The following is a 14081-nucleotide window of genomic DNA, read 5'->3' on the forward strand; positions in this document are numbered from 1 at the left end:
GATGGCCTCAGTTTAGGCGCTGCCCGGGGGCGTGCGTCGCCGATGTGCCGCTCGTCACCGAGTGGCCTGGTCTCCCCCGGCGGGCCACGCGGCCGCCAGCGCCTCGCGGACGTCGCCGAGCAGCTGGGTGACGGCCTTGGTCTGGGCGATGATCGGGAAGAAGTTCGAGTCGCCGCCGTAGCGCGGCACGACGTGCTGGTGCAGGTGCTCGGCGATGCCGGCACCGCCGACCGACCCCTGGTTCATGCCCATGTTGAACCCTTGGGCGTGCGAGACCTCGCGGACGACGCGCATGGCGGTCTGGGTCAGGGCACCGATCTCGGCGACCTCGTCGGGCGTGGCCAGGTCGTAGGTCGAGATGTGCCGGTAGGGGCAGACCAGCAGATGGCCGGGGTTGTACGGGTACAGGTTCAGCAGCACGAACGCGTGCTGTCCCCGGGCGACGATCAGCGCGTCGTCGTCGCTCCGAGAGGGAGCGGCGCAGAACGGGCACGCGTCGTCGTGGGCGCCCTGGCCGCGGCTGACGTACACGGCACGGTGCGGCGTCCAGAGGCGCTGGAACGCGTCGGGCGCCGACGCGAAGTCGTCCGACGACTCGACGCGGGCCGACCCGTGGTCGGCCGGGTCGACGTCGGCCGGCAGCTCGTCGGCGCCTGCCCCCACGGTCAGACCTGGGCCTTCGTCTCGATCGCCTCGAGGATCTTCGCCACGGCGTCGGCGACGGGCACGCCGTTCTCCTGGGAGCCGTCGCGGTAGCGGAAGCTCACGGCGCCGGCGGCGCGATCTTCTTCGCCCGCGATGAGCTGGAAGGGCACCTTCGACTTCGTGTGCGTGCGGATCTTCTTGGGGAACCGGTCGTCGCCGTGGTCGACCTGAGCGCGGACACCCTTCTCCCGCAGCTGGCGGACGACGTCGTCGAGGTAGTCGCCGTACTCGTCGGCCACGGGGATCGCCACGACCTGGACCGGGGACAGCCACACGGGGAAGGCCCCGGCGTAGTGCTCGGTGAGGACGCCGAAGAAGCGCTCGATGGTGCCGAACAGCGCGCGGTGGATCATCACCGGACGCTGCCGGGTGCCGTCCGCGGCCGCGTACTCGAGCTCGAAGCGCTCGGGCAGGTTGAAGTCGAGCTGGACGGTCGACATCTGCCAGGTGCGGCCGATGGCGTCGCGGGCCTGCACCGAGATCTTGGGGCCGTAGAACGCGGCTCCGCCCGGGTCGGGGACGAGCTCGAGGCCGGACTCCTCCGCGACCTCGCGGAGGGTCTGCGTCGCGGTGTCCCAGATGTCGTCGTCGCCGACGTACTTGACCGGGTCCTTCGTCGAGAGCTCGAGGTAGAAGTCGGTCAGGCCGTAGTCACGGAGCAGGGACAGGACGAAGTTCAGGGTGCCGGTCAGCTCCTCCTTCATCTTCTCGCGCGTGGTGAAGATGTGCGCGTCGTCCTGGGTCATGCCCCGCACCCGGGTGAGCCCGTGGATGACGCCCGACTTCTCGTTGCGGTAGACGGTGCCGAACTCGAAGAGGCGCATCGGCAGGTCGCGGTACGACCGCGGCTGCGAGCGGTACGCGAGGATGTGCATCGGGCAGTTCATCGGCTTGAGGTAGTAGTCGGCGCCCTGGCGGGTGACCTCGCCCTCGTCGTTCCGGGCCTCGTCGAGCTTCATGGCCGGGAACATGCCGTCCTTGTACCAGCCGAGGTGGCCCGAGGTCTCGAACAGGCTCGCCTTGGTGATGTGCGGCGTGTACACGAAGTCGTAGCCGGCGGCTTCGTGGCGACGACGGGAGTAGTCCTCCATCTCGCGACGGATGATGCCGCCCTTCGGGTGGAAGATCGCGAGGCCCGAGCCGATCTCGTCCGGGAACGAGAAGAGGTCGAGCTCGACGCCGAGCTTGCGGTGGTCGCGCTTCGCCGCCTCCTCGAGGCGGGCCTGGTACTCGCGCAGTTCGTCCTTCGTGGGCCAGGCGGTGCCGTAGATGCGCTGCAGCTGCGGGTTCTTCTCCGAGCCGCGCCAGTAGGCGGCGGCGACGCGCATCAGCTTCGTGGCGTTGCCGAGGACGCGGGTGCTCGGCACGTGCGGGCCGCGGCAGAGGTCGGACCAGAGCACGTCGCCGGACTTCGGGTCGACGTTGTCGTAGATGGTCAGCTCGGCGCCGCCGACCTCGACGGACTCGCCGTCGTCGCCGATCTCGTCGGCCGAGCCGCCCTTGAGGCCGATCAGCTCGAGCTTGTAGGGCTCGCCGGCGAGCTCGGCACGGGCCTCGGCCTCGGTGACGACGCGGCGGCGGAAGCGCTGGCCCTGGCGGATGATCCGCTCCATGCCCTTCTCGATCGCCTTGAGGTCGTCGGGGGTGAAGGGCTCGGCGACGTCGAAGTCGTAGTAGAAGCCGTCGGTGACGGGCGGGCCGATGCCGAGCTTCGCCTCCGGGTTGATGCCCTGCACGGCCTGCGCCATGACGTGCGCGGCCGAGTGGCGGAGCACGGCCAGGCCGTCGGGCGAGCCGATGGTGACGGCCTCGGCGACGTCGCCCGCGTGCAGCTCGGACGCGAGGTCGCGCAGCTCGCCGGCGACGCGCATGGCGACGACGCCCTTGTCCGTGAACAGCTCGAGCCCCGTCGTGGTCTCGGTCGCCTCGACGGTCTCAGGCGCGGCGGAGAGGGCGGCGGGGGCAGGCTGGTCTGACACGGTGGAGGGCTCCTGACGATCGAGGGGACGCGCGCCAGTTTAGTGCCGCCCGCAGGGGCAGCCTCCGCCGGTCAGGCCTCCCTCGGCGCCGTCCAGCCCAGGTCGAGGTCGTGCTGGTCGACCTCGCCGGGACCGAGCTGCCAGACGTACTCGTTCTTCAGCTTCGCGCCGTCGCGGGCGAAGGGGCCTGTCCGGTGCGCGTAGAAGGCGACGGTGGGGAGGGTCGCGGGCGCCGCGGTGCGGATCGCGTTCGAGAAGTCGAGGTTCAGGCGCCTCAGGCCGCTCACGACGACGTCGCGCCACGGGCCGGTGTCCACGTCTCCGGCGTGGGCCGAGAGCTGCAGCGCGATGTGCAGCTGACGGTCGCTCGCCGCGTCCTCGAAGGCGATGAGCCGGTGGTTCTCGACGGCCTGCAGCAGGGCAGGGTCGCCCTGGAGCACGTCGCGGAGGGCGTCGGGCGCGACGACGGCGCCGTTGTAGTCGACCGAGAGGTCGCTCCGGCCGTAGTGGAAGAGCAGCGGCAGGTCGAGGAACTTCTCGGCGACGACCGCCGACAGCCCCTTCTCGCGCAGCACCGGCAGGACGTCGCGCATCCGGGTGACGTGGCCCCGGTCATGGATGTTGTAGCGGATGCGGGGGCTGATGTTCTCGGCGCGGGCGATCGTGACGACGAGCTCGCCGGCCTCGTTCGTCTCGATCAGGTACCCGAACGGGTTGAACTGGAAGATCATCGGCAGCACGCCGTACTCCTGCTGCCGGGTGAGCCGGGCCGCGAGGTCGGGGTCGTCCGCGATCGCGCGGCGGAGGGCCACTGTGAACTCGGTCTCGATGCCGAGGTTGATCTCGAGGTCGCTCGCGCCGTACGAGCCGAGGACCGCGCGGGCGTACTCGAGGATGTGCCCGCGCATGTTCTCGCTGATGCCCTCGCCCCCGAACGCGGCGACGATCGTGTACTGCGACCAGTCGAGCCGGTCGTCCTCGAAGAGGCCCTTGAGGAACGGCGGGTAGCTGAGGATGACGTAGGTGAACCCGGTGCCGAACTCGCGCATCGTCTGGATGATCTTGTCCGGGTCCGGCCCGATCGACTTGATCATCGTCGACTCGGTGAGCGACGCGGTGACGTTCATGCCGGTGGCCCAGGCCCCGAGCGAGAACGCGTTGAGCACGAACGGCGGGTGCGGCAGCTCGGCCGACGTGCGGGCGAACCCGAGCTGCAGCAGCTGTCTCGTGGCCTGGCGCTCGTCGGGGCCGCGCACCCAGCTCGTCGGTACGCCCGAGCTGCCCGACGACTCGTCGACGACCACGCCTCGGCGCGGGAGGCGGCCGCCGAGGCAGCGCTCGGCGATGCTCCAGCGCTTGACGTACGACTCCTTGTCCATCTCGGGCAGTCGGGCGAAAGCCGCCTCGACGCCGTTCCGCGTGTCGAGTCGACGGCCCTGCCCGTGCTCGCGGAGGAACGCCCGGTAGGCGGGGACCGACCGCGCCGCTCGCTCCATGGTGCGCCAGGCACGCCAGCGCCCGAGCCGCCAGCGCAGCGGCTCGATGCCGGGGACGAGCAGGAGGCGGTGCGTCTCGACCCGGGGCATCGCGAGCTTCACGAGGCCGTCGACGACCCGGAGGAGCGTGAAGACCACGAGCCGCTTCATCGTCCCTCCCCCGCCCCGATCGTCATCGCGGCGGCCGGGCGTCGGTGGGCCACGGGCGGCGGAGCGCTCCGCCCCAGCCGGAACAGCATCCAGGCCATCCGCCCGTCCTGCTCGTCGACGTCGACGGCGCGGACGAACGCGGCGTGCGACCGCGGGTTGGTGACGACGGTGCCGAACGGGTGCAGGGCGACGCCGTGCCGCGACAGCTCGAGCCACACCTCGAGGAACGCCCGGCCCGCCTCGACGTGGTCGGCGGGGCCCGCGAACGGGCCCTCCAGCCAGGCGAGCTGGCGCACGCCCTTCATGGTGCCGAGGTAGACCCGCCTGACGGCGTCGCCGACGACGGGCGCCGTCCAGAGGCCCCGGTGGCCCATGGCGAACCGGAGCACCGGCCCCGGCATCAACATGGTCTCGGCGCTCAGGCCGTCGCCGGTCTCCGCGGCCTGCTTCGCCGAGAAGCGCAGCCAGGTCATGATCTCGGCGTGCACGTCGTCGTCCTGCAGGTCGTCGAAGAGCGTCTCCTGGTTGATGCGGACCACGTCGTCGACCGTCGCGGCGTCGGTCGTGCTGCGGAGCAGGTGCCCGTGGGAGGCGGCGATGGCGCGGGCGCCGGCCAACACCTCCTCGTCCACGGTCGTCGCGTCGTAGGGGCGGCGCGACGTCTGCCGGGCGAGGAAGGCGTCACGGGCGGCGCGGTCGGCGTCGGTCGCCTCATGCGGCTCGATCACGACCTCGGCCAGGCGGTGCAGCCGGGCGTCCCCGCCGAAGTCCATCGGTGAGAGGTCGAGCGTCTCGCGGACGACGAAGCCCTGGGCGTGGGCGACGATCGCGAGGCCGGCGAGGAACACCCCTGCGCAGACGTGGGCGAACGGGATGCCGAACGACTCGGCCGGGAGGCCCCGGTCGAGGTCGTACCAGACGGTCGCGGTCGTCGCGGAGGTCGGCTGCACGACGATCGGCTGCGAGTTGTGCGGCGACGGGTAGTGCCGCGCCTGGTCGATCAGTGCCGGCCAGGGCGTCGTCGGCCGGTCGCTCCCCCGAGGTTCCATGGGCCGACACTAGTGCGGCGACTCGCCCGGGCACCTGCACCTCAGGGATGAACCCTGGACCGCCGCGCCGGGGTGCCCTCGAGGGTCAACGAGCCGAGAGCTCCGCGCCGCAGGCCTCGGCGGCGACCCAGGCGAGCATGCCGCACTTCACCCGCATGACGAACTTCGAGACGCCGTGGAGCGCGACGGCGTCGCCGAGGACCTCGTCGTCGGGCTCCCCCGCACCCCGCGACCGCATCATCGTGCGGAACTCTCCGACGAGCGCCACCAGCTCGGACAGCGACCGGCCCGGTGCGAGGCCGGAGAGGACCGACGCCGACGCCATCGAGATGCTGCAGCCCGCGCCCTGCCAGCGCAGGTCGGCCACGCGGTCGGTGCCCGGCTCGAGCCGGACCCGCACCGTGATCTCGTCGCCGCAGGTCGGGTTCCGCTCGAAGTGCTCGGCGTCGGCGCCGGGGAGCTCGCCGTCGCCGTGCCGCGCCTTCGCGTGGTCGAGGATCACAAGCTGGTAGAGCGAGTCGAGGGTGGCGCTCATCGGGCGTCCCCCGCCCCGAAGTAGCTGCGGACCCCGGCGACGCCGGCGACCAGACGGTCGACCTCGGCGACGGTCGTGTACAGGTAGGTGCTCGCCCGCGTGGTCGCGGTCACGCCCAGCCGCCGGTGCAGCGGCTGCGCGCAGTGGTGGCCGACGCGCACGGCGATCCCCTGGGCGTCGAGGTACTGGCCGACGTCGTGCGCGTGCACGCCGTCGACGACGAAGCTGACGAGGCCCGAGCGCGGCACGCCGGCGGGCGGGCCGACGACGCGGACGCCGGGGAGCGCGGACAGGCCGACCACCAGCTGCTCGGCCAGCGCCTCCTCGTGGTCGCGGACGCGCTCGAGGCCGACCGCCTCGAGGTAGCGGACGGCCTCGGCGAGGGCGACGGCCTGCGAGACCGGCTGCGTGCCGGCCTCGAAGCGCTGGGGCGCGGGCAGGTACTCGGCGGACTCGAGCGTCACGGTCGTGATCATCGAGCCGCCGGTGCGGAACGGGGGCAGGGCGTCGAGCAGCTCGCCGCGGCCGACGAGCACGCCGATGCCGGTCGGCCCGAGCATCTTGTGGCCGGAGAACGCGGCGAAGTCGACGCCGAGCGCACGGACGTCGACGGGGCGGTGGGGCACCGACTGGCAGGCGTCGAGCACGACCAGCGCGCCGACCCCGTGGGCGAGCTCGACCAGCTGCTCGACGGGCGCCACGAGCCCGGTCACGTTCGACACGTGGGCGAAGGCCAGCACCCGCGTGCGCTCGGTGACGACGCCTCGCGCGTCGTCGAGGGTCCAGACGCCGTCGTCGTCGACCGGCACGACGCGCAGGACGGCGCCGGTGGTGGCCACCACCTCCTGCCAGGGCACGAGGTTCGCGTGGTGCTCGGCCTCGGTCACGACGATCTCGTCGCCCGGGCGGAGCGCGAAGCGGCGGGCGGCCTCGCCGCCGCGGCCGAGGGTCGCCGCCGTGAAGCCGTGCGCGACCAGGTTGATCGCGTCGGTCGCGTTCGCCGTCCAGACGACCTCGTGGGAGGCGGCGCCCACGAAGCGCGCGACGGTCTCGCGTGCCTCCTCGAACGCCTCCGTCGCCAGCGCGGCGAGGGTGTGTGCGCCGCGGTGCACGGCCGAGTTGTCGGCCTCGAGGAACCGGCGCTCGGCGTCGAGCACCGACCGCGGGCGCTGTGCCGTCGCACCGGAGTCGAGGTAGGCCAGGGGCTCGCCCGAGACCTGCTGCCCGAGGATCGGGAAGTCGGCGCGGAGCCGCTCGACCTCGACGTCGTCGAGGGGGCGGGCGGGGCCGGCGGTGGTCTGTTGCGGCGCCTGAGCTTGTTGCGGTGTCTGAGTCACGGTGTCCCTTCCCGACGATCGTAGCCAGGGCCGGTCGGCGGTCGACGGGGGCAACGAACAGCGTGCCCGTCCTGTTCCCGCGCCGCCGCCTCCTGCGCCTCCGTGACGGCGCGTGACACAGGCACGTGACACCGGCGGGACCGAGGACCACCATCGGCACATGACGAACCAGAGGATCGAGACCAGCCACGCGGGCAGCCTGCCCCGCACGCCCGAGCTCATCGCGGCCAACGACGCCCGCCGCCTGGCCGACGACGGCCTCACGCTCGAGCGCACGCCCGAGTTCGACGAGCTGCTGACCGCCGCGGTGGTCGACCTCGTGCGCCGCCAGCAGGCCCTCGGCATCACCGTCGTCGGCGACGGCGAGTACGGCAAGGCCATGACGAGCGCGGTCGACTACGGCGCCTGGTGGTCGTACTCGTTCCAGCGGGTCTCGGGCCTGACGGTCACGGGCGCGGACATCTTCTCGCAGGAGCCGGTGCGCTCGTCGCCGGGGAACGTGCGGCTGACGTCGTTCCCCGACCGGCGCGACTGGACGATCTTCGCCGACGCCTACCAGGACCCGACCTCGGGCATCAGCACGGGCAAGACGGCCACGGCGTTCCCCAGCACCACGGGGCCGCTGGCGTACGTCGGGCAGTCGGCCATCGCCTCCGACATCGCCAACCTGAAGGCGGGGCTCGCGGCGACCGGCGCGGACCCGTCGTCCGGCTTCATCACGTCGCTGTCGCCCGGCAGCGGCGCGCGCATCGCGAACGACTTCTACGCGACGGAGGAGGAGCACATCTGGGCCTGGGCCGAGGTGCTGCGCGAGGAGTACACGGCGATCGTCGAGGCCGGCCTCACGGTGCAGATCGACGACCCCTCGATCGCCGAGAACTGGGACCAGATCGTCCCCGAGCCGAGCGTCGAGGACTACCGCGCGTTCACGCGCATCCGGGTCGAGGCGCTGAACCACGCCCTGCGCGGCCTGCCCGAGGACCAGATCCGGTTCCACCTCTGTTGGGGCAGCTGGCACGGGCCGCACACCACGGACATCGAGTTCCGGCACATCGCCGACCTCATGCTCGAGATCACCGCCGGCGCGTACTCGTTCGAGGCGGCCAACGTGCGGCACGAGCACGAGTGGAAGGTCTGGCGCGACCTCGACCTGCCGGCGCACAAGAAGATCATCCCCGGCATCGTGAGCCACGCGACGAACGTGGTCGAGCACCCCGAGCTCGTCGCCGACCGCATCGAGGCCTTCGCGTCCGTCGTAGGGCCCGAGCGGGTCGTCGCCTCGACGGACTGCGGCCTCGGCGGTCGCATCCACCCGCAGATCGCCGTGGCGAAGCTCGCCGCGCTCGGCGAGGGCGCGCGCATCGCGAGCTCGCGGCTGTTCGGCTGAGGCGAGGTCAGTCGTCGAGGGGCTTGAGCACGCGGCGGAGGAACTGCTGCGTGCGCGGCTCGCGGGGGCGGTTCAGCACCTCGGCGGGGGCCCCGCGCTCGACCACGACGCCGTCGTCCATGAAGACGACCTCGTCGGCGACCCGGCGCGCGAACTCGAGCTCGTGCGTGACGACGACCATCGTCCAGCCCTCGTCGGCGAGCTCCTTGACGACGGTGAGGACGTCGCCGACGAGCTCGGGGTCGAGGGCGCTCGTGGGCTCGTCGAAGAGCAGCAGCTCCGGCCGGAGGGCCAGGGCGCGGACGATGCCGACCCGCTGCTGCTGGCCGCCCGAGAGCTCGACCGGCCAGGCGTCGACACGGGAGGCGAGGCCCACCCGCGTGAGGAGCTCGCGGGCCTCGGCCCGCGCCTCCTCGGGGTCACGGCCCTGGACGCGGATCGGCCCCTCGACCACGTTCTGCAGCACCGTGAGGTGCGGGAACAGGTTGAAGTGCTGGAACACCATCGACGACCGGTCGCGGAGGGCGAGCAGGTCGCGCTTCGCGACCTTGCCTCCGAATTCGACGACCCGCCCGTCGGACAGGGTCGCCCGTCCGCCGTCGGGGACCTCGAGGCTGTTCAGGGACCGCAGCACGGTCGTCTTGCCCGAGCCGGACGGCCCGATGATCGCGACCACGCGGCCGCGTCGCACCTCGAGGTCGATGCCCTTGAGCACCTCCGTGGCGCCGAACGACTTGCGGAGGCCCTCGACGCGGAGGACGAGCTCGGCAGCCTGGCCGTGCCGGGCGGGACGGGAGGAGGCGCCGGACAGGGGCGGGTCAGCGGGCGACATGTCGGTCCAGTCTCTTCTCGAGGGCGTCCTGCCCGAACGACAGCACGAGGCAGATCACCCAGTAGATCAGGGCGGCCTCGAGGTAGATCAGCAAGAACTGGTTCGACACGGTCGCGATCTGCTGCGCCTGCCGGAACAGCTCGACGACGAGGATGACGCTGGCGAGCGAGGTGTCCTTGACGAGGCTGATGAACGTGTTCGACAGCGGGGGCACCGAGACGCGGGCGGCCTGCGGCAGGATGATGCGCCGCAGCGCCAGGGCGCGCGACATGCCGATGGTGTGCGCCGCCTCCCACTGGCCCTTGGGCACGGAGAGGATGGCCGCCCGGATCACCTCGGCCGCGTAGCCCCCGACGTTGAGCGAGAACGCGATGATCGCGCTCGGCCACGGGTCGAGCCGCACGCCGATCGACGGCAGCCCGTAGAAGACGACGAACAGCTGCACGAGCAACGGCGTGCCCCGGATCACCGACGTGTAGAACCGGGCCAGCCCGGACAGCCAGGCGCGCCCCGACAACCGCATCATCGCGACGACGAGGGCGATGACCAGGCCGATCGCCATGGAGGCGAGGGCCAATGGGATCGAGGCGACCAGGGCACCCGACGCGATCGGCCAGAACGCCCGGCCGAAGAGGTCGAGTGAGGACTGCACGTTACTCGCTGACGTCCTGGCCGAAGTACTTGTCCGAGATCTGGGCCAACGTGCCGTCGGCCCCCAGCTCGGCCAGGGCGTCGTCCATCGCCTGCACGAGGTCGTCGCTGCCCTTGGTCGTCACGAGCGCCGAGCGCGACACGTCGTCGGTCGTCGCCGCGATCTTGATCGCCGCCGCCTGCTCGGGGTTGGTCTTCACGTAGTCGAGGAAGGTCAGTTCGTCGTTGACGGTGGCGTCGATGCGGCCCTGCTCGACGAGGGCGACCGACTGGGCCCAGCCCTCGACGACCTGCACGTCGGCGCCGGCGTCCTTCGCCGTGTCGTAGAAGTTGCTCGACTGCGACTGTGCGGTCGTCTTGCCCGCGAGGTCGGCGAGCGACGTGATCGAGGTGTCGTCGGCGGCGGTCACGACGACGCCGCGGCTGACCGTGTACGGCGTCGAGAAGTCGAAGGTCGCCTCGCGCTCGTCGGTGATCGAGATCTGGTTCGCGACGACGTCGAAGCGGCCGGCGTCGAGGCCCGCGAGCAGCGCGTCGAACTGGGTCTCCTGGAAGCTGGGCTCGACGCCGAGCTTCTCGGCGACGGCGGTGGCCACGTCGACGTCGTAGCCGGTCAGGGCTCCCGAACCGCCCTCGTGGTAGGTGAAGGGCTGGTAGGTGCCCTCGGTGCCGATGACGAGCACGCCGGCGTCCTGGATGTCGGAGAGGCTCTTCGCCGCGCTGGTGTCCGCGGTGGCGCTCCCGGTCTGCGAGACGACGTCGTCGGTCGAGGCGGGCGCGCACGCCGTCAGCAGCAGCGCTGCGGCGGAGGCGACGCCGACGGCGAGGATCCGGGTCGTGCGGGAGAGGCGAGGAGTCGAGAACGTCACGGGTGGTCTTCCTGGTCGATGAGCGGCCCGGGTCTGCCGGGCCTCCGACCCTAACCGCGCAGGCGCGGCGGTGATTCCCCGTGTCGTCTCATGACGTCGGCGAGGGTGCTCGGGACAGCATCAGCGGGTGGCGAGGGCACCCGGCAGGTCGACGCCCGAGCCGGCGTCGAGCCGGAGGTGCTCGTGGGCGACGCCGTCGGCGGACAGCGCCACGAGGCTGAGCGAGAGCGAGCCGAACCAGGTGCCCTGCAGCAGGTCGGCCCGGACCAGCGCCTCCTCGTCGGACAACGGCAGCGCGCTGCTCTCGCGCAGCAGGTCGAGCCACGGCCGCCAGCTGCCCTCGTCCTGCTCGGGAAGCGGGCCCACCGGCGCGGCGGCGCCCCGGAACCGGGGCAGCCAGCGCGCCACCCGGGCCACCTGGTCGTCATCGGGCGCACCGTGCGTGAGGACGTGGACGCCCGGCGAGAGCCGCAGGCTCGCGAGCCGGTCGCCGTCCCAGCTCGTGTGCACGGCTCCGGAGGCGTCGGCCGAGAGGAGGTTGAAGGTGCGCGTCGAGGGACGTCCGGTCGGCAGTCGGCCGGCGGACACCGCCTCGAGCGGGAGCGCCCCGCGGGTGCGCCAGCCCCCCTCGGGGACGGGCGGCTGCTCCCGCCGGTTGAGGACGACGGAGGCGCGGGCCGGCCCGGTCGCCGTGGCCAGCCAGGCTCCCCCGGCCTCGCGGTCGTGCAGGCCCTCGACGCGGTCGCCGAGCTCGGGCCACCAGGCGGCGGGAGGATCCCAGGGGCGGTCGGCCGACTCGTCGCGGAGCCCGAGGAACACCACCGGCCACTCGGTGCCAGGAGCGACGGACACGACGACGGTGCACACGGTGCGGCCTCCTCCGGCACGATCCGTCGGGATGCGGCATCGTGGTGGCTGCAACGCTACCCGCCGACGGGCACCAGCTCGGCGGCCGACCGACAGGGGCACCATCGTGACCGACAGCACCATCGTGACCGACAGCACCGCCGCAGCCGCAGACGACCACGCGGTCGGTCCCGACGCCCGCCGGCTGACCGTCGTCGTCGGCATCTGCGGCGGCATCGCCGCCTACAAGGCCGTGTCCGTGGTGCGCGAGCTCGTGCTCCGGGGCCACGACGTGCACGTCGTCCCCACGGAGGCGGCCCTCCGGTTCGTCGGCGCCCCCACCCTCGAGGCGATCAGCCGCAACCCGGTGCACACCTCCGTCTTCGACGACGTCGCCCAGGTGCGACATGTCGCCCTCGGCCAGCAGGCCGACCTGATCGTCGTCGCGCCGGCGACCGCGCACACCCTCGCGAAGCTCGCCCACGGGCTGAGCGACGACCTGCTCGGCACGACCGTCCTCGCGAGCACGGCGCCGCTCGTCGTCGCGCCGGCGATGCACACGCAGATGTGGCAGGCGGCCTCGACCACCGACAACGTGGCGCTGCTCCGTGCGCGGGGCGTCGTCGTGGTCGGTCCCGACGACGGCCCGCTGACCGGCGGCGACAGCGGCCCCGGCCGGCTGAGCGAGCCCGACGTGATCGTCGACGCGGCGCTCGCGGTGGTCGAGGGCCGGGCCGAGGAGGCGCGACGGCGTGACCTGGCCGGTCGCGACCTCGCCGGCCGGGTCGTCGTCGTCACGGCCGGCGGGACGCGCGAGCCCCTCGACCCGGTGCGCTGGCTCGGCAACCGCTCCAGCGGCAAGCAGGCCCTCGCCGTCGCCCGCGAGGCCACGGCCCGTGGCGCCCGCGTGGTCTTCCTCGCGGCCCACGTCGACGACGAGGTCGCGGCTGCGGTCGCGCAGCTGGCGGGCGTCGAGGTGCGGACCGCCGGCACCGCGGCCGAGCTCGACGTCGCCACCACGGCGGCCGCCGAGGAGGCCGACGTCGTCGTGATGGCGGCCGCGGTCGCGGACTGGACGCCCGCCTCCGTCGCCGACGCCAAGCTGAAGAAGGACGACGCGGGCGACCGCCTCACCCTCGACCTGGTGCGGACCGTCGACGTGCTGGCCGGCCTCGTGGCACGGCGCCGGACGGGCCAGGTCGTCGTGGGCTTCGCCGCCGAGACCTCGACCGGGCGGGACGACCTGACCGCCCTGGGCCGCCGCAAGCTCATGCGGAAGCCCGCCGACCTGCTCGTGCTCAACCAGGTCGGCTGGGCCGAGGGCTTCGGCCGGGACGAGTCCGTCGCGGTCCTGCTCGGCCGGGACGGCGCCGTCGTCGGGGAGTCGAACGGCACCAAGGCGGACACGGCGCGCGCCCTGCTCGACGCCGTGGTCAGCCTGCTCGGCGCTGCTTCAGCCACAGCACGAGAGTGAAGCTGAAGACGACGAGCACCATCCACGACCCGATCTTGCTGGGGTGCACGATCGACCAGCCGTCAGCCTGCGAGGCGTAGGTCCAGGCGCCCATCAGGGTCGCGGCGTTCTCGGCGACCCAGATGAAGAAGCCGATCAGGGCGAAGGCGACGAGCAGGGGCATCCTCCGGTCGCGGCCCCGCACCCGGAACGTCACCCCCTTGCGTCCCAGCAGCACGACGGCCACGCCGAGCAGCGCCCAGCGAAGGTCGACGAACCAGTGGTTCGTGAAGAAGTTGACGTAGAAGGCGAGCGCGAGGGCGAGGGTCGGCAGCATCCGCAGCCGGTCGACCCGCAGGTCGAGACGCCGCCAGGCCTGGCAGACGTAGCTGCCCACCGCCGCGTACATGAAGCCGCTGTAGAGCGGGACCTCGCCGATCCGCAGCACGCCCGGCTCGGGGTACGACCACGACCCGACCGCCACCTTGAACACCTCGAGACCGAGGCCGAGCAGGTGGAACAGGCAGATCACGACGAGCTCGTCCCGGGTCTCGAGCCGGGTCGCGACGAAGACGACCTGCACGAGCACGCACCAGACCAGCATCGCGTCGTAGCGCGGCAGCCCGACGTCGACGACGCTCGTCAGGGCGAGGCCCGCGAGCACGGCCACGGCGAACGCGCACGACAGTGCCTGCTGCACGCCGAACGCGACGAGGTCGCGACCGGCCTCGAGGAGGCGGTCGGCGCCTCCTGCGCGGCTGCCCGCGACGGATCGTGCACCGGTCACGACGA

The 14081-nt window shown here is 72.5% G+C and carries 13 protein-coding genes; 2 read left to right on the top strand and 11 right to left on the bottom strand.

Going from position 1 to position 14081, the window contains the following annotated elements; genetic code table 11:
- Nucleotides 1-54: 54 nt before the first annotated feature.
- The 6 genes from EDF20_RS02045 to EDF20_RS02070 all read right to left on the bottom strand — a co-directional run bounded on the left by EDF20_RS02045 (nt 55) and on the right by EDF20_RS02070 (nt 7251).
- A complete protein-coding gene (locus EDF20_RS02045; protein WP_233568943.1) occupies nt 55-663 on the bottom strand; it encodes an HIT domain-containing protein in 609 nt (202 codons plus the stop codon).
- 2 nt (nt 664-665) lie between these two features.
- Nucleotides 666-2576 carry a threonine--tRNA ligase gene (gene thrS / locus EDF20_RS02050; RefSeq protein ID WP_243833399.1) on the bottom strand — a complete coding sequence of 637 codons (1911 nt, stop codon included), beginning with the start codon at nt 2574-2576 and terminating at the stop codon, nt 666-668.
- 179 nt (nt 2577-2755) lie between these two features.
- Complete coding sequence (locus EDF20_RS02055; RefSeq protein ID WP_133737557.1) at nt 2756-4330, bottom strand: CoF synthetase; 1575 nt, start codon at nt 4328-4330, stop codon at nt 2756-2758.
- The gene (locus tag EDF20_RS02060) at nt 4327-5379 is read right to left on the bottom strand and encodes a hypothetical protein (protein ID WP_133737558.1); all 1053 of its coding nucleotides are present in this window, start codon (nt 5377-5379) and stop codon (nt 4327-4329) included. Before EDF20_RS02060 ends, EDF20_RS02055 begins: the two co-directional genes overlap by 4 nt.
- Before the next feature lie 85 nt (nt 5380-5464).
- Nucleotides 5465-5914: a Fe-S cluster assembly sulfur transfer protein SufU gene (gene sufU / locus EDF20_RS02065; RefSeq protein ID WP_133737559.1), complete on the bottom strand. Its 450-nt coding sequence runs from the start codon at nt 5912-5914 to the stop codon at nt 5465-5467.
- Nucleotides 5911-7251: a SufS family cysteine desulfurase gene (locus tag EDF20_RS02070; RefSeq protein ID WP_243833336.1), complete on the bottom strand. Its 1341-nt coding sequence runs from the start codon at nt 7249-7251 to the stop codon at nt 5911-5913. The genes sufU and EDF20_RS02070 overlap by 4 nt, the downstream gene beginning before the upstream one ends.
- A gap of 160 nt (nt 7252-7411) precedes the next feature.
- Here EDF20_RS02070 and EDF20_RS02075 point away from each other — a divergent pair, with 160 nt between their 5' ends.
- The gene (locus EDF20_RS02075; protein WP_133737561.1) at nt 7412-8638 is read left to right on the top strand and encodes a cobalamin-independent methionine synthase II family protein; all 1227 of its coding nucleotides are present in this window, start codon (nt 7412-7414) and stop codon (nt 8636-8638) included.
- Nucleotides 8639-8645: 7 nt separating this feature from the next.
- On the opposite strand, the gene EDF20_RS02080 is transcribed toward EDF20_RS02075, so the two are convergent.
- The 4 genes from EDF20_RS02080 to EDF20_RS02095 all read right to left on the bottom strand — a co-directional run bounded on the left by EDF20_RS02080 (nt 8646) and on the right by EDF20_RS02095 (nt 11857).
- Nucleotides 8646-9470 (bottom strand): amino acid ABC transporter ATP-binding protein, encoded by an 825-nt coding sequence (locus EDF20_RS02080; protein WP_133737562.1) that lies wholly within the window; start codon nt 9468-9470, stop codon nt 8646-8648.
- On the bottom strand, nt 9457-10122 hold the full coding sequence (locus EDF20_RS02085; RefSeq protein ID WP_233568945.1) for an amino acid ABC transporter permease: 666 nt from the start codon (nt 10120-10122) through the stop codon (nt 9457-9459). The genes EDF20_RS02080 and EDF20_RS02085 overlap by 14 nt, the downstream gene beginning before the upstream one ends.
- 1 nt (nt 10123) lies before the next feature.
- Nucleotides 10124-10990 carry a transporter substrate-binding domain-containing protein gene (locus EDF20_RS02090; protein ID WP_233568946.1) on the bottom strand — a complete coding sequence of 289 codons (867 nt, stop codon included), beginning with the start codon at nt 10988-10990 and terminating at the stop codon, nt 10124-10126.
- Nucleotides 10991-11110: 120 nt separating this feature from the next.
- Nucleotides 11111-11857 carry an NRDE family protein gene (locus EDF20_RS02095; protein WP_166644743.1) on the bottom strand — a complete coding sequence of 249 codons (747 nt, stop codon included), beginning with the start codon at nt 11855-11857 and terminating at the stop codon, nt 11111-11113.
- Between the two features lie 184 nt (nt 11858-12041).
- Between EDF20_RS02095 and coaBC the strand changes: the two genes are divergently transcribed.
- Nucleotides 12042-13310: a bifunctional phosphopantothenoylcysteine decarboxylase/phosphopantothenate--cysteine ligase CoaBC gene (gene coaBC, locus EDF20_RS02100; RefSeq protein WP_133738079.1), complete on the top strand. Its 1269-nt coding sequence runs from the start codon at nt 12042-12044 to the stop codon at nt 13308-13310.
- On the opposite strand, the gene EDF20_RS02105 is transcribed toward coaBC, so the two are convergent.
- The gene (locus EDF20_RS02105; protein WP_133737564.1) at nt 13270-14076 is read right to left on the bottom strand and encodes a DUF817 domain-containing protein; all 807 of its coding nucleotides are present in this window, start codon (nt 14074-14076) and stop codon (nt 13270-13272) included. The genes coaBC and EDF20_RS02105 overlap by 41 nt on opposite strands.
- Between the last annotated feature and the right edge of the window lie 5 nt (nt 14077-14081).

It is taken from the genome of Frigoribacterium sp. PhB116 (assembly GCF_004364285.1).
Classification (GTDB): domain Bacteria; phylum Actinomycetota; class Actinomycetes; order Actinomycetales; family Microbacteriaceae; genus Frigoribacterium.